We start from the raw sequence: 19,979 nt of genomic DNA, 5'->3' as shown, positions 1-19,979 counted from the left end.
TCCGTGTCAGTGGTGGCGCATTATAGGGAGTTATTCCGGCCTGACAAGAGGAAATTTAAAATAATTTTCTGACCGCGCATTTTTTATTCTTTATGCTTATTTCAGCGTCGGTTTGTCGGTTAAATGGGCGATTTCTCGGGCGAAATTCGCCACCTGCTCCCAATCGGTATAGACAACTTCTTTGCGCGTATCCGTTTCACCGCCTGACATCTTCATAATCAGCTTGATCATAAAGCGGTCGTACCAGCGGTAACGTGGATAACGCAGCGCCCCGGCAATGACGGCACAGCGATCGGGACGCCATTGTGAACTCATCAGAAACTTCCGCGCGTAGCTGTTGGTCTGTGGAGTACGCTTCTCCGGTTTACGCGCCACCAGGTTTACGGAGTAAAAGGCGCTCGGCATCGAGTTCAGCCGCGTCGCATGCTTTTTGACAAATTCCTGGAACGCAGAATGGTAGTGACCGTAGCGAATAGAAGCGCCAATGACCACGCGATCGTAGTTTTCCCACTGGGGTTCTTCAATGCGATGCACATTAGCGACATCTGCCTGGATCCCCAGTTCTTTCAGTTCCGAAGCCAGGTAGGCGGCAATCTCGCGCGTTTGTCCGTCCCTTGTTGAGAAAAGAATTAATGTTTTCACGTATTACTCCATCATTCACGCCAGAAAGTCGGGGTAAAGAGCACCAGCAATGTAAAGACCTCGAGACGACCAAACAGCATATTGGCAATCAGGATCCATTTAGCCACCGGGTTCATACTGGTAAAGTTATCAGCAACCACGCCAAGCCCTGGCCCCAGGTTATTCAATGTCGCAACAACCGAGGCAAAGGCAGAAAAGTCATCCACACCCGTGGCGATAATCGCCAGCATACTGACAATAAACACCAATGCATAGGCAGAGAAAAATCCCCAAACAGCTTCGAGGATACGTTCCGGCAGTGCGCGATTCCCTAGCTTAATGCTGTAAACGGCGTTCGGATGCACCAGTCGTTTCAGCTCACGGTTCCCCTGCTTAAACAGCAGCAGAATGCGGATCACTTTCAGGCCACCGCCCGTAGACCCGGCGCAACCGCCAATAAATGCTGAACATAAAAGCAGTACCGGCAAAAAGAGCGGCCAGCGGGCAATGCTATCTGTCGTAAATCCGGCGGTCGTCGCCATCGACACCACCTGGAAAAACGCCTGGTTAATTGTCATCAGCGCCGAACTGTAGACATTATGAAACCACAGCACGAGGGTACAAATAACCACCAGCGTAAACTGTACGCCGATAAACATGCGAAATTCCGGATCGCGCCAATAAACCTTCAGACTACGCCCACTTAACAGTGAAAAGTGCAGACCGTAGTTACAGCCGGAGATCAGCAGGAAGATAGCAATGATGGTGTTAATAGTCGGGCTGTCGAAATAACCGATACTGGCATCATGTGTCGAGAAGCCGCCAATAGCGATAGTCGCAAAGCTATGGCCGATGGCATCAAAGGCATCCATTCCGGCAAACCACAACGCCAGCGCACAGGCGACGGTCAGCAAGACATAAATCAACCACAGGGTTTTCGCCGTTTCCGCAATTCGCGGGCGCATTTTGTTATCTTTCAGCGGGCCGGGCATTTCTGCGCGATAGAGCTGCATCCCACCCACGCCGAGGATAGGCAGTATCGCAACCGCCAACACGATGATCCCCATCCCGCCAAACCATTGCAGCATCTGGCGATAAAAGAGGATGGCGTGAGGGAGCGAATCCAGCCCCACCAGCGTAGTGGCTCCCGTGGTGGTCAGGCCAGAGAAAGATTCAAAAAACGCATCGGTAATCGTGAGGTTTGGGCTTTCCGAAAAGATAAAAGGGAGCGCACCGACGCTACCCAACACGGTCCAGAACAGCACCACTATCAGAAACCCTTCACGGGATTTCAGTTCGCCCTTTTCTTTACGGTTCGGCCACCACAGCATAGAACCAATGGCAAGGGCGACAAAAAAGGTCTGGGTAAAGGCGCGGCCCGCACCATCCCGGTAGATGAGTGCTACCAGTCCAGGGATAATCATGGTCCCTGAAAATAAGATGACCAGTAGTCCAACGATTCGGGTAATGGCGCGAAAATGCATCTCTGCCGCTTCCTTAGTTCTGCAAAACGAAGTGGGGATTATTCTTCAATCGCTAACAATTGCAATGAACCACGGCTAAAATCCGCCAGTTTTGCGGAAAATTCAGCCACTTTCGCTGCCGGAAGCGCCACCCGCAGCAGAACGAATGCCTGATAATCACTGTTGATAATTTTGCCGCCACACTGCCCCAGCAACGCTTCAATGCCGGTTAACTGACTATATTCACATTGCAAAGTATATTCGGTTAATGGCGTCTTGCGTTGGGTCGTTAGCTGGCGCAGTGCCTGATTCACGCCGCCGCCATACGCTTTCACTAACCCACCGGTGCCCAGCAATATGCCGCCGTAGTAGCGCACCACCACGGCGGTAATTTCCCCGACGCCGCTGCCCATAAGTTGGGCGAGCATCGGTTTACCTGCCGTTCCCGCCGGTTCCCCGTCATCAGAGAAACCCAGCTGTTGAGAATCATCCGGTGCGCCAGCTACCCACGCCACGCAATGGTGGCGGGCATCAGGGTGTTCTGCCCGCACCGATTCAACAAACGCTTTCGCCGCCTCGACGCCATCGGTATGCGCCAACAGCGTAATGAAGCGGCTTTTTTTGATCTCTTCAACAACCGTGACCGGTGCCGCAGGAATTAACCAGCTTTCCATCACGCCAGTTTCAGATCCCGGGTCATGTTTTCCACGTTGTTTTCGTGGATCACCACGTTGTCTTCGATACGAATGCCACCAAACGGTTTCAGTGCTTCAATTTTCTGCCAGTTGAAGTGTTTGCTGAACTGCCCTTCACGCCACGGCGCCAGCAGCGATTCGATGAAGTAGATACCCGGTTCGATGGTTAACACCATGCCCGGCTGGAGAATACGAGTGCAGCGCAGGTACGGATATTTTGCCGGTGCCGCGAGGTGCGTACCGCTATCATCCTGCATAAAACCAGCGACGTCATGCACCTGCAGGCCCAGCGGATGGCCGATACCATGCGGCATAAACGGTCCGGTAAGATCATTTTCGACCATCGCCTCTTCACTCATATCAGTGATAATTTGATGCTTACGCAGCAGTTTGGCGATGCGCTGATGGAACTGGATGTGGTAATCCACATAGCTGACGCCTGCTTTCATGGTGGCGATCAGCGCCAGTTGTTCATCATTTACGTCTTTCACCAGCTGTGCATAGTCGTTGTCGCTTTTTGCCGACCAGGTACGAGTCAGGTCAGCCGCATAGCCGTTATATTCGGCCCCGGCATCCAGCAGGAAGCTGCGCATCTCTTCCGGTGCCTGATGATCCAGTTTGGTGTAATGCAACACCGCAGCGTGTTCGTTGAGCGCCACAATGTTGCTGTAAGGTACGTCGGTATCACGATGACCGGTCGCGGTCAGATAGGCGATGTTGATATCGAACTCGCTCATGCCAGAACGGAACGCTTCTTCTGCCGCGCGATGACCGTTGACCGCCATTTTCTGCGCTTCACGCATACAGGCCAGTTCGTACTCGGTTTTGAAGGAGCGATAGTAATGCAGGTAGTCGATCACCCCTTTCGGGTTGATGTTGCTGGCCTCAATACCCAGTTGCAGCGCACGTTCCGGCACCGGACCGATATAACCGATATTGCCGCGCGCAGCAGGCAGCAGGCTACCAATGCCATCGGCTTTCGGCAGCGCGATCACTTCCACATCCTCAGTCCAGAAAGAGGTCGGCAAAGGTTCGACGTTGTGCCAGTAATCAACCGGCAGATAAAACCACAGTTTCGGCTTATTCACGCCATCCACCAGCAACCAGCAGTTTGGCACCTGGGTTACCGGCACCCACGCTTTAAATTGCGGGTTCACTTTAAACGGATAGGGATGATCGTCGAGAAAAACGTTGAACAGTTCGCCGGAGTGAATAAGTAACGCATCCAGCTTGAAGCGCGCCAGCGCATCGCGAGCCCGTTCCTGCAAGGTAGCTATATGATTTTTATAGAGTGAGGCCAGTGATTCCATTTTTTACCCTTCTGTTTTTTTGACCTTAAGTCTCCGCATCTTAGCACATCGTTCATCCAGAGCGTGATTTCTGCCGAGCGTGATCAGATCGGCATTTCTTTAATCTTTTATTTGCATATTTTTAACACAAAATACACACTTCGATGCATCTGGTACGACCAGATCACCTTGCGGATTCAGGAGACTGACATGCTTTACAAAGGCGACACCCTGTACCTTGACTGGCTGGAAGATGGCATTGCCGAACTGGTATTTGATGCCCCAGGTTCAGTTAATAAACTCGACACTGCGACCGTCGCCAGCCTCGGCGAGGCCATCGGCGTGCTGGAACAGCAATCAGATTTAAAAGGGCTGCTGCTGCGTTCGAACAAAGCAGCCTTTATCGTCGGTGCTGATATCACCGAATTCTTGTCCCTGTTCCTCGTTCCTGAAGAACAGTTAAGCCAGTGGCTGCATTTTGCCAATAGCGTGTTTAATCGCCTGGAAGATCTGCCGGTGCCGACCATTGCTGCCGTCAACGGCTATGCGCTGGGCGGTGGCTGCGAATGTGTGCTGGCGACCGATTATCGTCTGGCGACGCCAGATCTGCGCATCGGTCTGCCGGAAACCAAACTGGGCATCATGCCGGGCTTTGGCGGTTCTGTACGTATGCCACGTATGCTGGGCGCTGACAGTGCGCTGGAAATCATTGCTGCCGGTAAAGATGTCGGCGCGGATCAGGCGCTAAAAATCGGTCTGGTGGATGGCGTAGTCAAAGCAGAAAAACTGGTTGAAGGCGCGAAGGCGATTTTACGTCAGGCTATTAACGGCGACCTCGACTGGAAAGCGAAACGTCAGCCGAAGCTGGAACCGCTAAAACTGAGCAAGATTGAAGCCACCATGAGCTTCACCATCGCTAAAGGGATGGTCGCGCAAACGGCGGGGAAACATTATCCGGCCCCCATCACCGCAGTAAAAACCATTGAAGCGGCTGCCCGTTTTGGTCGAGAAGAAGCCCTAAACCTGGAAAACAAAAGTTTTGTCCCGCTGGCGCACACCAACGAAGCCCGCGCACTGGTCGGCATTTTCCTTAACGATCAATATGTAAAAGGTAAAGCGAAGAAACTCACCAAAGACGTTGAAACCCCAAAACAGGCCGCTGTGCTGGGTGCAGGCATTATGGGGGGTGGCATCGCTTACCAGTCTGCGTGGAAAGGCGTGCCGGTTGTCATGAAAGATATCAATGACAAGTCGTTAACCCTCGGTATGACTGAAGCCGCAAAACTGCTGAACAAGCAGCTTGAGCGCGGCAAGATCGATGGTCTGAAACTGGCTGGCGTGATCTCCACGATTCATCCAACGCTCGACTACGCCGGGTTTGATCGCGTGGACGTTGTGGTAGAAGCGGTTGTCGAAAACCCGAAAGTGAAAAAAGCCGTGCTGGCAGAAACTGAGCAGAAAGTACGCCCGGATACCGTGCTGGCTTCCAATACTTCAACCATTCCTATCAGCGAACTGGCCAACGCACTGGAACGCCCGGAAAACTTCTGCGGGATGCATTTCTTTAACCCGGTCCACCGAATGCCGTTGGTAGAAATTATTCGCGGCGAGAAAAGCTCCGACGAAACCATCGCAAAAGTCGTCGCATGGGCGAGCAAGATGGGTAAAACGCCAATTGTGGTTAATGACTGCCCCGGCTTCTTTGTTAACCGCGTGCTGTTCCCCTATTTCGCCGGTTTCAGCCAGCTGCTGCGCGACGGCGCGGATTTTCGCAAGATCGACAAAGTGATGGAAAAACAGTTCGGCTGGCCGATGGGTCCGGCATACTTGCTGGATGTCGTGGGCATTGATACCGCGCATCACGCCCAGGCAGTGATGGCAGCAAGTTTCCCGCAGCGGATGCAGAAAGATTATCGCGATGCCATCGACGCACTGTTTGATGCCAACCGTTTTGGTCAGAAGAACGGCCTTGGTTTCTGGCGTTATAAAGAAGACAGCAAAGGTAAGCCGAAGAAAGAAGAAGATGCCGCCGTCGACGACCTGCTGGCAGAAGTCAGCCAGCCGAAGCGCGATTTCAGCGAAGAAGAGATTATCGCCCGCATGATGATCCCGATGGTCAACGAAGTGGTGCGTTGTCTGGAGGAAGGCATTATCGCCACTCCGGCAGAAGCGGATATGGCGCTGGTCTACGGCCTGGGCTTCCCTCCGTTCCACGGCGGCGCGTTCCGCTGGCTGGACACCCTCGGTAGCGCAAAATACCTTGATATGGCACAGCAATATCAGCACCTCGGCCCGCTGTATGAAGTGCCGGAAGGTCTGCGTAATAAAGCGCGTCATAACGAACCGTACTATCCCCCGGTTGAGCCAGCCCGTCCGGTTGGCGACCTGAAAACGGCTTAAGGAGTCACAATGGAACAGGTTGTCATTGTCGATGCAATTCGCACCCCGATGGGCCGTTCGAAGGGCGGTGCTTTTCGTAACGTGCGTGCGGAAGATCTCTCCGCTCATTTAATGCGTAGCCTGCTGGCGCGTAACCCAGCGCTGGAAGCGGCTGCCCTCGACGATATTTACTGGGGCTGTGTGCAGCAGACGCTGGAGCAAGGTTTTAACATCGCCCGTAACGCGGCGCTGTTGGCAGAAGTGCCGCATTCTGTCCCGGCGGTCACCGTCAATCGCTTGTGCGGTTCATCCATGCAGGCACTGCATGACGCAGCACGGATGATTATGACTGGCGATGCACAGGCATGTCTGGTCGGTGGCGTGGAGCATATGGGCCATGTGCCGATGAGTCACGGCGTCGATTTTCACCCCGGCCTGAGCCGCAATGTCGCCAAAGCGGCGGGCATGATGGGCTTAACGGCAGAAATGCTGGCGCGTATGCACGGTATCAGCCGTGAAATGCAGGATGCCTTTGCCGCGCGATCACACGCCCGCGCCTGGGCCGCCACGCAGTCGGGCGCATTTAAAAATGAAATCATCCCGACCGGTGGTCACGATGCCGACGGCGTCCTGAAGCAGTTTAATTACGACGAAGTGATTCGGCCGGAAACCACCGTGGAAGCCCTCGCCACACTGCGTCCGGCGTTCGATCCAGTCAGCGGCACGGTAACGGCGGGTACGTCTTCCGCGCTCTCCGATGGCGCTGCAGCCATGCTGGTGATGAGTGAAAGCCGCGCCCGTGAATTAGGTCTTAAGCCACGCGCCCGCGTACGTTCGATGGCGGTCGTTGGTTGTGACCCGTCGATTATGGGTTACGGCCCGGTTCCAGCCTCGAAGCTGGCGCTGAAAAAAGCGGGGCTTTCTACCAGCGATATCGGCGTGTTTGAAATGAATGAAGCCTTCGCCGCGCAGATCCTGCCGTGCATTAAAGATCTCGGGCTACTGGAGCAGATTGACGAGAAGATCAACCTCAACGGTGGTGCGATCGCGCTGGGCCATCCTCTGGGTTGTTCCGGTGCGCGTATCAGTACCACGCTGCTGAATCTGATGGAACGCAAAGACGTCCAGTTTGGTCTGGCGACGATGTGTATCGGTCTGGGTCAGGGTATTGCAACGGTATTTGAGCGGGTTTAAAAGCAACAGACTCCTGAAACGGCGTGAACGCCTTGCCCGACCTGGCTATATGCAGGACGGGCAAGCGAAGCGCCCCTGGCTAAGAAGTTCGAACAGTTTATTTCAAAGCCATTGTTGCCAATGTCGATGAAAGAAAATTTAGTTGCCGTTCTTCCCGCCTGTCAGGGGCGGGTTTTTTATCTTCTTTATTCAGTGAATGCTTTAGTTAAACTGAAAGGCATTGCCTGATAACCACGAGTACCATGCAGTTGCATTTCAACGGCGGGTTCTTTTTCACCCCATTTGAACTCTTGCAAATATGGGTTCGGCAAGCTGGTGAATGCCCCAACTGTCAAATCAAATTCCCCACCGGCTGTTGCCGAGTAGACAAAAACGGAGTTTTTATCGTTCTGGAATTCGGTAATTGACGTAACCGGACTAAACCACTCATTGCCACGTTCTTTGCCGTATTCCCAGATTTGCTGCACCGTTTTATTTTTTTGGTCGATTTTATAGATCACCGAGCGACTGTATTTCATGCTCTGCATCGCAGGTTGTTCCAGACCACGCCCGTCGCCGTTATCGAAAGCGGAGAGATAGAGAATGTCGCCTTTACTCTTACTGTCGATTTTGAACGCTGTGTGTTGCGTCCATGTCCAGTCAAAGTCGCCTTCGCAGGTGTTATTCTCACAAGCGATTTTTTGCCCTTTACCATCAACCGGCGTTAACACGGTAGCATCAAACGGTGCTTTCCAGCCTGCTGGTGTGCCCAGTATCCATTTCACTTTCTTGTCACGACCGATTTTTATGATCGCACTTTGGTGACGGGAACTAATAATAATGGAGTCATCTTCACTATCGTAATCGACGCTGTTTACATGCGCCCAGTTGCGGCCAGGGCCGCTACCTACGATATCGCCGAATTTATCTGAGGAATCCAGTGCCGCGAGATCTTCTTCATTAAGCGTATGACCCGCCTGGCTGGCATCAATGTTCAGGCAAACAGCTCCCTGATCCAGGGTTTTCATAACCACATCGCGATAAGGATCAAGAATATCGAACAAACGCCATTCATCGACCACTACGCCGTTCTCATCTACTTCGGCAATAACATCGCGCACGGTACGCACATTTTTGCCATCAAGCCGCTTGTGGTTTGAACTGGCAACACGCAGGAAATAGTGCCCATTTGCGGCATTATCCATGGAGTGGGAGAAATCATTGTAGTTATCAGGTAAGCGACGATTAAATATCTCGCGTCCCATAATATCGTACTTCACGTAACGTTGACCGTAGCCCCAGGTAAGTGCGCCATCATGGTTTTGTTTAAAGCCCATCATTACGCCAGCGTTATAAATAGACTTTAGATCATAAATAGGGCTTGCGTTCATAAACCAACGAATATCGCCCTTCGAGTCAATAATTGCGTTGACAGGATAGAAGTTCCATTCCAGTGCGCCACCCACCGGGTTATTCCAGACAGTACGCGTTCCATTACCTGATTTATCTTTCAGATTGTTGAGTAAATACAGACGGTCCTGGAATTCTGGGGAGGTTTTCTTAACATCGACAGTAAAGAATGCGGAGGTTTCTTCTTTGGTTCCTGCTGATTCGTTATAGGCAGGCGGGGCGTACATCTTATAACTTTCTTTGATATTTTCGATCTTGCTGCCATATATTCGGGTGTATGCCACTTCAACAGTATTTAGATAGTCAGGGTAAAGACCGAAAACCGGGATACCGCCATAGGTTAAAAGGTATTTATTATTCACCTTATAGGCAATTTCCTGACCATTCTCTTTTGGCACGATACGCACTGATACATCACGCAGCTGATACCCACCATTACGAATCACAGCTGTCAGTGGCGCAATATCGTAGGGGTTCATAACGACTTCGCCAAGTTGCCCCTGGCGTTGATAATCAATTTTGGCGCCACTGGCACCACCAATTGCAAAAGCGGTATCAGGTATAGAGGTAATTGCTGCTACAGATAAAGCGAGAGAAGTTAACGCATATTTAAATTTCATAACACTCTCCATCAGTTTAATTAAAATACTTATTCCATTTTATTTTTCTGTCATAGCATCAGCGCTTTATTACAAGAATCCGTAAAATGAATATTTTAAAACTAATATTATTGATTGGATGAATACAACCGGAGAGATTTCATCCCGTCTGGTATAACACAGGATGGTAGACATTGCGATTAAGAAATAATTAATAGAAAATTAAGCCACTCTACATTTTAAATAATTAGGATTGCAGACACAGGACATATATCAGGGGCAATATGCCCCTGATATATCATTTAAATAAACGCAAAAGCATCACCAAACAGGCGATCTTCTCGTGCATTGCGCTCATTACAGAACAGGTCACGAGCAATTTTCGCCATCTCGAAACGCCCGGCGATATAGATATCATGTTCCGCCAGCGTACCATGATCCTGCAACACTGCAGTTAACACCGTTCCGGTACGACCACGCCAGCCAGGCTCCGGTTGCTCAACAACAGGTTCGACGCGCAGACCTGGATACTGAAGCGATAACGCTTCCAGTTCAGAGAGATCATAAAGGTGTTTTTCTTCCCGACCGCCCCAGTAGATAGTGACATCACGATTGGGATTACGCGCTAGTGCAGTCAGTAAAATAGAACGGGCGTAGGAGAATCCAGTACCACCGGCGATCAGAATCAACGGACGCTCTTCATCGTCACGCAACCATGCCTCACCGTGGGGAATATCTACCTCAATTTGACGATCTTTTAGAATTCGATCCATCACTGCCATGGCATAGAGATTGAGTTCCGAAGCGCCAATATGCAACTCAATAAACCCTTGTTCATTTGGTGTTGAGGCCATTGAGAATGGGCGCTTATCGCGCTCATCCATCACAACCATCAAATATTGGCCAGCACGAAAAGAAAAGGCCGCATCTGGCACTAAACGAACGCGGTATACGGTATCAGTGATAGCTTCTACCGAGGTCACTTTACAGCTTAAGGTTGTCATGCGCTTTCTCTGTCGGATCGATAAATAGGGCAAAACAAACGCGCATCAGGCGTTTTTACCGTTGTTGAAGATGGCCAGTTCATCCCAGATGGCGTCAATATGCGCGACAACATCCGGATCTTTTTTGATGGGACGCCCCCACTCACGCTGAGTTTCCCCCGGCCATTTATTCGTGGCATCCAGCCCCATTTTTGAACCCAGCCCGGAAACAGGCGAGGCAAAATCCAGATAATCAATGGGCGTGTTTTCGACCAACACCGTATCCCGCGCCGGGTCCATACGGGTGGTAATCGCCCAAATCACATCGTTCCAGTCGCGTGCGTTGACGTCATCATCACAAACGATCACAAATTTAGTGTACATAAACTGGCGTAAGAACGACCAGACGCCCATCATGACGCGCTTCGCGTGTCCGGCGTACTGTTTTTTGATTGTCACTACCGCCAGACGATAAGAACAGCCTTCCGGCGGCAGGTAAAAATCGACAATTTCCGGGAACTGTTTTTGCAGAATCGGCACGAACACTTCGTTCAACGCCACGCCCAGTACCGCGGGTTCATCTGGCGGACGCCCGGTATAGGTGGAATGGTAAATCGCATCTTCACGCTGGGTAATATGCGTTACGGTAAATACCGGGAAACTATCGACTTCGTTATAGTAACCAGTGTGGTCGCCATACGGCCCTTCCGGCGCAGTTTCGCCTTGTTCGATATACCCTTCCAGCACAATCTCCGCACTGGCAGGCACTTCAAGGTCATTGGAGATACACTTCACCACTTCGGTCTTGGTGCCGCGCAGCAATCCGGCAAACGCATACTCTGAAAGCGTATCCGGAACGGGGGTGACTGCACCGAGAATCGTGGCGGGATCAGCACCCAGCGCCACAGAAACCGGGAAACGTTCGCCCGGATGCGCCGCGCACCACTCCTGATAATCCAGCGCGCCACCGCGATGCGACAGCCAACGCATAATCAGTTTGTTTTTACCAATCAGCTGCTGGCGATAAATGCCCAAATTCTGCCGCTCTTTATGTGGGCCGCGCGTTACGGTCAGCCCCCAGGTAATCAGCGGCGCGGCATCTTCCGGCCAGCAGGTCATAATGGGAATGCGATTGAGATCGACGTCATCGCCAGAGACGATTTTTTGTTGGCAGGGCGCACCACGCAGTCGCTTTGTCGGCATGTTCAATACTTGCTTAAACTGCGGCAGTTTATCAAACAGGTCGCGGAAACCTTTTGGCGGCTCCGGCTCTTTCAGAAACGCCAATAATTTACCCACTTCACGCAGCGCCGAAACATCTTCCTGCCCCATGCCCATCGCCACGCGCTTTGGCGTACCGAACAGGTTGCACAGCACCGGCATTGAGTAGCCTTTAGGGTTTTCGAACAACAACGCAGGCCCACCGGCACGCAAAGTGCGGTCAGCAATTTCAGTGATTTCCAGATGCGGATCCACCGGGAGCGTGATACGTTTTAGCTCACCCTGCTGTTCAAGCAGCGTCAGGAAGTCGCGTAAATCGTTATATTTCATGGCGTCCATTGTAGCCTCTTAATCTGCGCCCATTATACGGCGTTCATCTTTGCGATGCTGTAAATTTGTTAAATTAGCGTGAACTCTGACGGTATAACGCAAACCGGGGAATATAATTAACTTAGCGCAAAGCTTTTGCTATCCTTGCGCCCCGATTAAACGGATAAGAGTCATTATGCAATCCTGGTATTTACTGTACTGCAAGCGCGGGCAACTTCAACGTGCCCAGGAACACCTTGAGAGACAGGCGGTTAATTGCCTGGCTCCGATGATCACCCTGGAAAAAATCGTACGGGGTAAACGTACCGCAGTCAGTGAACCGTTATTCCCTAACTACCTGTTTGTGGAATTTGATCCAGAAGTGATTCATACCACGACTATCAATGCTACACGTGGCGTCAGCCACTTTGTGCGCTTTGGTGCCTCACCTGCGATAGTCCCATCAGCGGTAATCCATCAGCTTTCTATCTACAAACCCGAAGGTATCGTTGATCCGGGAACGCCGTACCCAGGCGATCAGGTGATCATCACCGAAGGCGCTTTCGAAGGTTTTCAGGCCATTTTCTCCGAGCCTGATGGTGAAGCTCGTTCAATGCTATTGCTTAACCTTATCAATAAAGAGGTTAAACATAGTGTGAAGAATACCGAATTCCGCAAAATCTAGAACGAAATCCCAAACAGTGTTTTGACGTTTGTATCTGTTGTAGCGGCCAGACACGCGGCATCTTCTCCACGCCATTGCGCAATTCGTTGCAGAATATGGGGCAAATACGCAGGTTCATTGCGCCGGGATGTTGGCTTCGGCGTGAGATCACGTGGGAGCAAATAGGGCGCATCGGTTTCGATCAGCAATTTCTCCGCCGGAATCAACGGTAACAGCTCGCGCAATTCCAGCCCACGTCGCTCATCACAGACCCAACCGGTAATACCAATATAAATCCCACGCGCCACGCACGCCTGCATCTCTTCGCGCGTTCCGGTAAAACAGTGCAGCACCGCACCAGGTAGTTTCTCCAGCCACGGTTCCAGCAGGGTGATAAATCGCTCGTGGGCATCACGACAATGCATAAATACCGGCATGTTTAATTCAGCGGCAATGCGCAACTGGGCGACAAAGGCACGTTCCTGCTCTTCCGGTGTAGAAAAGTTACGGTTAAAGTCGAGGCCACACTCACCAATCGCCACCACTTCTGGCTGCGCGGCCAGCTCAATAATTGCTTCTTCGGTCTCAGCTTGCCACTGGCTGCTGTCGTGAGGATGCACACCCGCCGTTGTCCAACAGTGCGGGTAATGACGCGCCAACTTTTGCGCCTGCTGGCTTTCGCGCAGGTTAGTGCCGGTGATGAGCAGCCCATTAACGCCCGCAGCAAAAGCGCGCGTTACGATATCATCACGATCTTTCGCAAATTGCGAGCTGGTCAAATTAACGCCAATATCAAACATCCTGCTCTCCATATGACAACCGCCCTGACGGGCGGTTGAATTTATTCAGTTTTTTCGCTTTCTGCTTCAGCGTCGTTTTCTTCTTCCCGGTTTCGACCCTTACCAACATAAAAGCGTGAGAAGAAGACACCGATTTCAAACAAGCAGTACATCGGGATCGCCAACAGCGTTTGCGAGAAAACATCTGGCGGTGTCAGCAGCATCCCGACGACGAATGCGCCAACCAGCACATACGGACGTTTTCTACGCAAGTCTTCTGGTGTGGTGATTCCCATCCAGCACAGCAGCACAATCGCCACAGGCACTTCAAAGGAAACACCAAACGCCATAAACAACGCCATGACGAAACTCAGATAGCTGGCGATATCGGTAGATACCTGAACCCCTTCTGGCGCGGTATTGGCGAGGAAGCCAAATGCCAGCGGAAAGACAACGAAATAGGCAAATGCCATACCGATATAAAACAGCAGAGAGCTTGAAATCAGCAGCGGCACCACCAGGCGTCGTTCATGCTTATACAGCGCAGGAGCGATAAACGCCCATACCTGATAGAGAATCACTGGCGCAGACAAGATCAGCGACACCATAAAGGTCAGCTTGATCGGCGTAAAGAACGGTGATGCCACGTCGGTGGCGATCATCGTTGAACCTTGCGGTAACTGCTTGATCAGTGGCGCAGACACCAGGTGATAGATGTCATTGGCGAAATAGACCAGACACAGGAATATCACGATTACCGCGATAATGCAGTTCAGCAGACGCTTACGCAGCTCAATCAGATGCGTGATAAGCGGTTGAGTATCTTCTACAGACATGTTTACGGTTTATCACTCGACGAAGGGGAAGGCGCAGCGGTTTTCAGTTCAGCGTCCGGCGCATCCGCAGCAGATTTTACCTCTGGTGCAGGCTTTGTCTCAGGCTTTTGTTCCGGTGAACTGGCCTGATGCTCTGCAGCAGCTGGCGTGACGCCCTCGTGGGCAGTTTCATTGCCTTTCACCACCGGATTATGGATGGTATGCGCTTCATCGCTCGCCTTTTCAGGATCGTTAACGCTATAAGAACGTTTCATCGATTCCGCAGCCTGACGCAGTTCATCCATAGACGCTTTCAGTTCTGGCGTCAGGTTGGTCAGACTCGCTTTTTCAACCTTTTTCAGGCTGTCCTGAAACTCCTGGAGTTTTAACTCCTGGGTCAGTTCGTTCTGCACCGTCGTTGCCAGTGAACGCAACGCGCGAACCCAGCCCGCTACCGTTTTTACTGCCACAGGCAAACGTTGCGGCCCCAGTACCACGAGGCCGATGATGAATACCAATAGCAGTTCGCTAAAACCGATATCAAACACGGATTACACCTGCTCTTTATCGTGGCGCTTCGCGTCTTCTGTTTTAGCCTGTTCCTGTTTGACATCAGCCTGCTTATCAGTAATAGATTTTGCAGTAAAATCAGCGTCCTGACTGGTTTTGTCCTGCTTTGGCTCATCATCGCTCATAGCTTTTTTAAAGCCTTTGATCGATGCACCAAGATCGGAACCGATGGAGCCGAGCTTTTTGGTGCCAAAAAGCAGTACAACGATGACGGCAATAATCAACAACTGCCAAATACTGATACCACCCATACATGTTCCTCTGTGGTAGATGATGAATTAATAAAGCCGCATTATACGTTACACGGCCCGCCTTGAGCGATGAAAAAATCAGCGTGTTTTGCGCCAACCGACAAACCATGCGACCAGACCAGCTGCCATTAACCAGCCGGGCATCATGCCCCATTCAGGTCGGCTAACCAGCAAAAATGTGCCACTTAATACTAAAGTCGCGCCAATCCCTAATAAATAGCGAGATTGCCCCTGACGCACATGATTGGACTGTAACTCGCGCGCAATCTTATCAACACTGTGCTGCAAATACTTGCCCTGGCGCAAACTGTCGTAAACCAGTTCAGGCAGTTCTGGCATTTTTTCGACCCAGAACGGTGCTTTTTCCTTTAATGCTCTCACCAGCGCAGGAATACCGACCTGATCTTTAATCCACGACTCCAGGAAGGGCTTCGCCGTTTTCCATAAATCGAGCTGCGGATAAAGCTGGCGGCCTACCCCTTCGATATAGAGCAAGGTTTTCTGGAGTAACACCAATTGCGGCTGCACTTCCATATTGAAGCGACGCGCCGTATTAAACAGATTTAACAGCACATGTCCAAACGAAATTTCGGCCAGCGGTTTCTCAAAGATAGGTTCACAGACCGTACGAATGGCAAATTCGAACTCTTCAACATTGGTATCTGGCGGCACCCAGCCAGAATCGACGTGTAGCTCAGCCACTTTGCGATAGTCGCGATTAAAGAAGGCGATAAAGTTTTCTGCCAGATAGCGTTTATCTTCTTTGTTTAGCGAGCCGACAATCCCGCAATCAATGCCGATATATTTTGGGTTTTCCGGGTGTTCATAGCTTACGAAGATGTTGCCAGGATGCATATCGGCATGGAAAAAGCTGTCGCGAAAGACCTGAGTGAAGAACACCTGCACGCCGCGTTCCGCCAGCAATTTCATGTTGGTGCCGTTTTTCTCCAGCGCCGCGACATCAGAAACCGGAATGCCGTAAATACGCTCCATCACCATCATCCCTTCACTGCAATAGTCAGGGTAAACTTCCGGGATGTAGAGCATCGGGCTGTCTTCAAAATTGCGCCGAAGCTGAATGGCGTTGGCAGATTCCCGCAGCAAATTCAGTTCGTCGATCAACGTTTTTTCGTACTCGCGCACCACTTCGGTTGGGCGTAGACGACGACCATCCGGCAGCAAACGCGGTACCCAACGAGCCAGACGGTAGATAAGTTTCAGGTCTGCTTTAATGACCGGCAAAATATCCGGGCGGATGACTTTAATTACCACCTCTTTGCCATTCGATTTCAGCCGTGCAGTATGAACCTGGGCAATAGAAGCCGAAGCCAGCGGCTTAATATCAAAATCATCAAACCAGGCTTCCACCGGCAGGCCGCCCATTGCTGCTTCAATCTGTTGCTTCGCCAGTCTGCCATCAAATGGCGCAACTTTGTCCTGCAATAACGCCAGTTGATCGGCAATATGTGGCGGGAACAGGTCGCGGCGGGTAGATAACATCTGCCCGAACTTAATCCACACCGGCCCCAGTTCTTGTAGAGCCAGTCGTAGTCGCTCACCTAATGGTTTGTCTTTATGCCGATTCGGCATCCAGAATAATGAGTATCGCCATAGCCGTAACGGCAGGGTGATACGCATTTTGGGGATCAGTTCATCAAGTCCGTAGCTTAAAAAAGTGCGAATGATGAAATATAGGCGCCGTACTTCACCTGGCGTCATTTAGCCTCCAGTTTTTCCAGCCGTTTGGTCAGGGAATCCACGGCACGTTCAACGGCTGCCGTTTCTTCCGCAAACCAGGCTACTTCAAGTGGACCTGGCGCCATACGCCACTCTTCGGTAATGGCTTCCGCCACGTAACGTTGCTGGCGTTTAATGCCGTGATGCAAGAACTTCGCGCCTCCGCGCAAGGCTTTGCTGATACCTTCAGCGGCGATATCACCAGTATAAGGCGCCAGCAATTCTGCTGGGTCAAACTCGGCCAGATCTGCCAGTGCAACGAAGTTCTGCACCACCTGAATATCGCCCTGTACTTCCAGCTCACCGCTGCGAATTAACGCGGCAAGCTGCTGGCGATCGCGAAGTTTCGGCAACACGCTGGCGTAGGCGATAACGGTACAGTCAGCATCGCCCGCCCATTCGCCCAGCACATCAACCTGGCGTTCGCTGAACACCAGAATCAATGATGTCGAAAAGCCTTTTACCTCCACGCGCAGCACTTTGCCCAGCAGACGCGAGCGGGCCGTTTTCAGCGCGGGTGAGCGATACAGGAAGGTGTTGAGCAGACTTTCAATTCCTGCCGTCACTAAAGGTTTAAAAGGCATTTCCGGTCTCCTGTCAGAACTTATAACCACGATGCAGCGCCACAACACCTGCCGTCAGGTTGTAATAGTCAACGCTTTCAAAGCCTGCGTCTTCCATCATTGCTTTCAGAGTATCCTGATCAGGATGCATACGGATGGATTCCGCCAGATAACGGTAGCTATCGGCGTCATTGGCGACCAGCGAACCGATACGCGGCAGGATATGGAATGAATATGCGTCGTAGGCTTTGCTTAACGGTTCAATAATCGGTTTGGAGAATTCAAGCACCAACAGGCGACCGCCTGGTTTCAGCACTCGATACATGGAACGCAGCGCTTTCTCTTTTTCGGTAACGTTACGCAGCCCAAAAGAAATAGTAATGCAATCAAAGGTGTTATCCGGGAATGGCAGCGCTTCGGCGTTTGCCTGCACATATTCCACATTCCCAATTACACCGATATTGCGCAGCTTTTCGCGGCCCATTTTGAGCATCGATTCGTTGATATCGGCAAGGACGACTTTACCGGTTTCGCCCACCATGCGGGAGAATTTAGCTGTCAGATCGCCCGTACCGCCTGCCAGGTCGAGGACAGTTTGTCCACGGCGTACGCCACTGCAATCAATCGTGAAGCGTTTCCACAAACGATGTATGCCAAAAGACATCAAATCATTCATGACATCGTATTTCGATGCCACGGAATGGAAAACATGGGCGACCATATCCGCTTTTTGTTCCTTCGCGACGGTCTGAAAACCAAAGTGCGTCGTTTCTTGTGACTTATCCACCATCTCAGTGCCTGCTCATCAAAAAATTGTTCCAGAAGTGTAACAGATTGGGCGTCATTGCCCTACATTTCCGCCCGGCCTCACTACCCCCAAAGAGCTAGTGCGACTGTTGATTATATTCTTCATCGCGTTGATAAGCTTCATCATTCGGCTGCTCCGGAACTGATCGTAAACGGTACTCCTCATCCTGGTTTACCGCCTGATCAGTCAATTCAGGATTAATCTCGCGTTTAATTTCTACCCCTAAACCGCGAAACGCTTCTGCCTGCGCCAGCACATTTCCGCGACCTGAAGAGAGTTTTTTCATTGCCTGGCGATAGTTATCCTGCGCTTTGTCGAGACTTTGACCAATCGCGGACATATCATCGACAAACAAGCGCATTTTGTCGTACAACTTGCTGGCGCGATCGGCTATTTTCTGAGCGTTGCGGCTTTGATGCTCATAGCGCCAGAGGTTGGCGATAGTGCGCAGCGCCACCAGCAGCGTGGTCGGGCTAACCAGCATGATATTGTTTTTCAACGCTTCGGTGATCAGCTCCGGCTGGCGGTCAAGCGCCAGTAAAAAAGCGGGTTCAACAGGGATAAACATCAGCACGTAATCCAGGGTTCGCAGCCCCGGCAGTTGTTGATAATCTTTGCGCCCCAGTAAGCGGATATGGTTACGCACCGACGCGATATGCTCCTGTAGCGCGCTTTCACGTGTGTAGTCATCTTCAGCGTTGAAATAACGTTCATAGGCAACCAGCGTCATTTTGGCGTCGATCACCACATCTTTGCCCTGCGGCAACCGCACAATGACATCTGGTTGCATTCGCGAACGCGTGTCGGTTTCGATGCTCACCTGAGTCTGATATTCATACCCTTCACGCAGACCAGACGCCTCCAGTACGCGGGTTAGCACCACTTCGCCCCAGTTGCCCTGGGTTTTATTGTCGCCTTTCAGGGCGCGAGTGAGGTTAATGGCTTCCTGGGCCATTTGCGCATTAAGCTGCTGGAGATTGCGGATTTCATGCGCCAGCGTATGGCGTTCTTGTGCTTCTTTACCAAAGCTCTCCTGAACCTGACGGCGAAAACCGTCCAGTTGTTCACGTAGCGGCGACAACAGGCTGTTCAGACTCTGACGGTTTTGCTCATCAACCCGGCGATTGCTGTGCTCGAAAATACGGTTGGCGAGGTTTTCAAACTGCTCACTGAGGCGCTGTTCGCTGTTGATCATTTGGCGAATTTTATCGTCAGCATGTTGCTGCGCAGCTTCCATCCGCGTGGTGACTTCACGCAGATCCGCCTCCAGCGAGGTGTTAATGCTTTGCAGACTGCGCACTTCATTATTGAGTAACTCGCACTCAGCACGCCAATGTTCGCTTTGGGTAATTTGTTGTTTTGCCGCACTTAACTCCGCGACCATCTCTTCACGTTCAGCGAATTGCTCGGCTTTTTGCTGCGCATGCTGATAACTGGCAATCAGCCAGCCAATCGCCACGCTCACCAACGCAATAACTGCGTAAACCATGATTGAGATATCCACAACGCCTCCAGCCTCATTACTTACCCGCACAACATAGAATTGTGCTGTACAAACGTCCAGTTTGAAAGAAGTTTCCTGCGAGGCGCTACGCAAAACGATCGTTAATTTTCATTATTTTATCCCACAATATGAGATGAAGTTTATAT

18 protein-coding genes are annotated in these 19,979 nt (G+C 51.3%); 3 read left to right on the top strand and 15 right to left on the bottom strand.

The annotated features are described in order from the left end of the window. Positions 1-96 precede the first annotated feature (96 nt). Genes hemG through pepQ form a run of 4 tightly spaced genes read right to left on the bottom strand, consistent with a single transcriptional unit; the run spans position 97 to position 4,089 of the window. The gene (gene hemG, locus K0335_RS18945; protein WP_046082718.1) at positions 97-642 is read right to left on the bottom strand and encodes a menaquinone-dependent protoporphyrinogen IX dehydrogenase; all 546 of its coding nucleotides are present in this window, start codon (positions 640-642) and stop codon (positions 97-99) included. Positions 643-653: 11 nt separating this feature from the next. Next, entirely contained in the window at positions 654-2,105 is a 1,452-nt protein-coding gene (trkH, locus tag K0335_RS18940; RefSeq protein WP_000545677.1) for a Trk system potassium transporter TrkH, read from the bottom strand. Positions 2,106-2,143: 38 nt separating this feature from the next. Further along, a complete protein-coding gene (locus K0335_RS18935; RefSeq protein WP_001353706.1) occupies positions 2,144-2,758 on the bottom strand; it encodes an IMPACT family protein in 615 nt (204 codons plus the stop codon). Continuing rightward, a complete protein-coding gene (gene pepQ / locus K0335_RS18930) occupies positions 2,758-4,089 on the bottom strand; it encodes a Xaa-Pro dipeptidase (RefSeq protein ID WP_000444538.1) in 1,332 nt (443 codons plus the stop codon). Before pepQ ends, K0335_RS18935 begins: the two co-directional genes overlap by 1 nt. A gap of 189 nt (positions 4,090-4,278) precedes the next feature. On the opposite strand from pepQ, the gene fadB reads away from it, so the two are divergent. Beyond that, positions 4,279-6,468 carry a fatty acid oxidation complex subunit alpha FadB gene (fadB, locus tag K0335_RS18925; protein ID WP_104920359.1) on the top strand — a complete coding sequence of 730 codons (2,190 nt, stop codon included), beginning with the start codon at positions 4,279-4,281 and terminating at the stop codon, positions 6,466-6,468. 9 nt (positions 6,469-6,477) lie between these two features. Further along, positions 6,478-7,641, top strand: coding sequence for an acetyl-CoA C-acyltransferase FadA (gene fadA, locus K0335_RS18920; protein ID WP_104920360.1), 1,164 nt, complete (start codon positions 6,478-6,480; stop codon positions 7,639-7,641). Positions 7,642-7,826: 185 nt separating this feature from the next. Here the strand turns inward: fadA and K0335_RS18915 are convergent, their stop codons facing one another. From K0335_RS18915 to ubiD, 3 genes are all read right to left on the bottom strand, one after another. Continuing rightward, complete coding sequence (locus K0335_RS18915) at positions 7,827-9,650, bottom strand: aryl-sulfate sulfotransferase (protein WP_104920361.1); 1,824 nt, start codon at positions 9,648-9,650, stop codon at positions 7,827-7,829. 281 nt (positions 9,651-9,931) lie between these two features. Further along, positions 9,932-10,633 (bottom strand): NAD(P)H-flavin reductase, encoded by a 702-nt coding sequence (gene fre / locus K0335_RS18910; RefSeq protein ID WP_002431889.1) that lies wholly within the window; start codon positions 10,631-10,633, stop codon positions 9,932-9,934. 45 nt (positions 10,634-10,678) lie between these two features. Continuing rightward, positions 10,679-12,172, bottom strand: coding sequence for a 4-hydroxy-3-polyprenylbenzoate decarboxylase (gene ubiD, locus K0335_RS18905; protein ID WP_000339803.1), 1,494 nt, complete (start codon positions 12,170-12,172; stop codon positions 10,679-10,681). 166 nt (positions 12,173-12,338) lie between these two features. On the opposite strand from ubiD, the gene rfaH reads away from it, so the two are divergent. Next, entirely contained in the window at positions 12,339-12,827 is a 489-nt protein-coding gene (gene rfaH / locus K0335_RS18900; RefSeq protein WP_104920362.1) for a transcription/translation regulatory transformer protein RfaH, read from the top strand. Here rfaH and tatD read toward each other — a convergent pair. The 8 genes from tatD to rmuC form a co-directional block, all read right to left on the bottom strand. Then, positions 12,824-13,606, bottom strand: coding sequence for a 3'-5' ssDNA/RNA exonuclease TatD (gene tatD / locus K0335_RS18895; protein WP_104920363.1), 783 nt, complete (start codon positions 13,604-13,606; stop codon positions 12,824-12,826). The two genes, rfaH and tatD, sit on opposite strands and share 4 nt — an antisense overlap. A 41-nt stretch (positions 13,607-13,647) precedes the next feature. Continuing rightward, positions 13,648-14,421: a Sec-independent protein translocase subunit TatC gene (tatC, locus tag K0335_RS18890; protein ID WP_000109935.1), complete on the bottom strand. Its 774-nt coding sequence runs from the start codon at positions 14,419-14,421 to the stop codon at positions 13,648-13,650. A 2-nt stretch (positions 14,422-14,423) separates the two neighbouring features. Beyond that, entirely contained in the window at positions 14,424-14,948 is a 525-nt protein-coding gene (gene tatB / locus K0335_RS18885; RefSeq protein WP_000459608.1) for a Sec-independent protein translocase protein TatB, read from the bottom strand. A gap of 3 nt (positions 14,949-14,951) precedes the next feature. After that, the gene (gene tatA / locus K0335_RS18880; protein ID WP_000508966.1) at positions 14,952-15,221 is read right to left on the bottom strand and encodes a Sec-independent protein translocase subunit TatA; all 270 of its coding nucleotides are present in this window, start codon (positions 15,219-15,221) and stop codon (positions 14,952-14,954) included. A gap of 78 nt (positions 15,222-15,299) precedes the next feature. Further along, positions 15,300-16,940 carry a ubiquinone biosynthesis regulatory protein kinase UbiB gene (ubiB, locus tag K0335_RS18875; protein ID WP_104920364.1) on the bottom strand — a complete coding sequence of 547 codons (1,641 nt, stop codon included), beginning with the start codon at positions 16,938-16,940 and terminating at the stop codon, positions 15,300-15,302. Next, complete coding sequence (gene ubiJ, locus K0335_RS18870) at positions 16,937-17,542, bottom strand: ubiquinone biosynthesis protein UbiJ (RefSeq protein WP_002431887.1); 606 nt, start codon at positions 17,540-17,542, stop codon at positions 16,937-16,939. The genes ubiB and ubiJ overlap by 4 nt, the downstream gene beginning before the upstream one ends. 13 nt (positions 17,543-17,555) lie before the next feature. Next, on the bottom strand, positions 17,556-18,311 hold the full coding sequence (ubiE, locus tag K0335_RS18865; RefSeq protein WP_000227963.1) for a bifunctional demethylmenaquinone methyltransferase/2-methoxy-6-polyprenyl-1,4-benzoquinol methylase UbiE: 756 nt from the start codon (positions 18,309-18,311) through the stop codon (positions 17,556-17,558). A gap of 94 nt (positions 18,312-18,405) precedes the next feature. Continuing rightward, entirely contained in the window at positions 18,406-19,833 is a 1,428-nt protein-coding gene (gene rmuC / locus K0335_RS18860) for a DNA recombination protein RmuC (RefSeq protein WP_046076521.1), read from the bottom strand. Between the last annotated feature and the right edge of the window lie 146 nt (positions 19,834-19,979).

This window comes from Escherichia sp. GZ89, assembly GCF_019366485.1.
GTDB lineage: Bacteria > Pseudomonadota > Gammaproteobacteria > Enterobacterales > Enterobacteriaceae > Escherichia > Escherichia fergusonii.
This window is presented reverse-complemented; position numbering and strand designations above follow the sequence as displayed.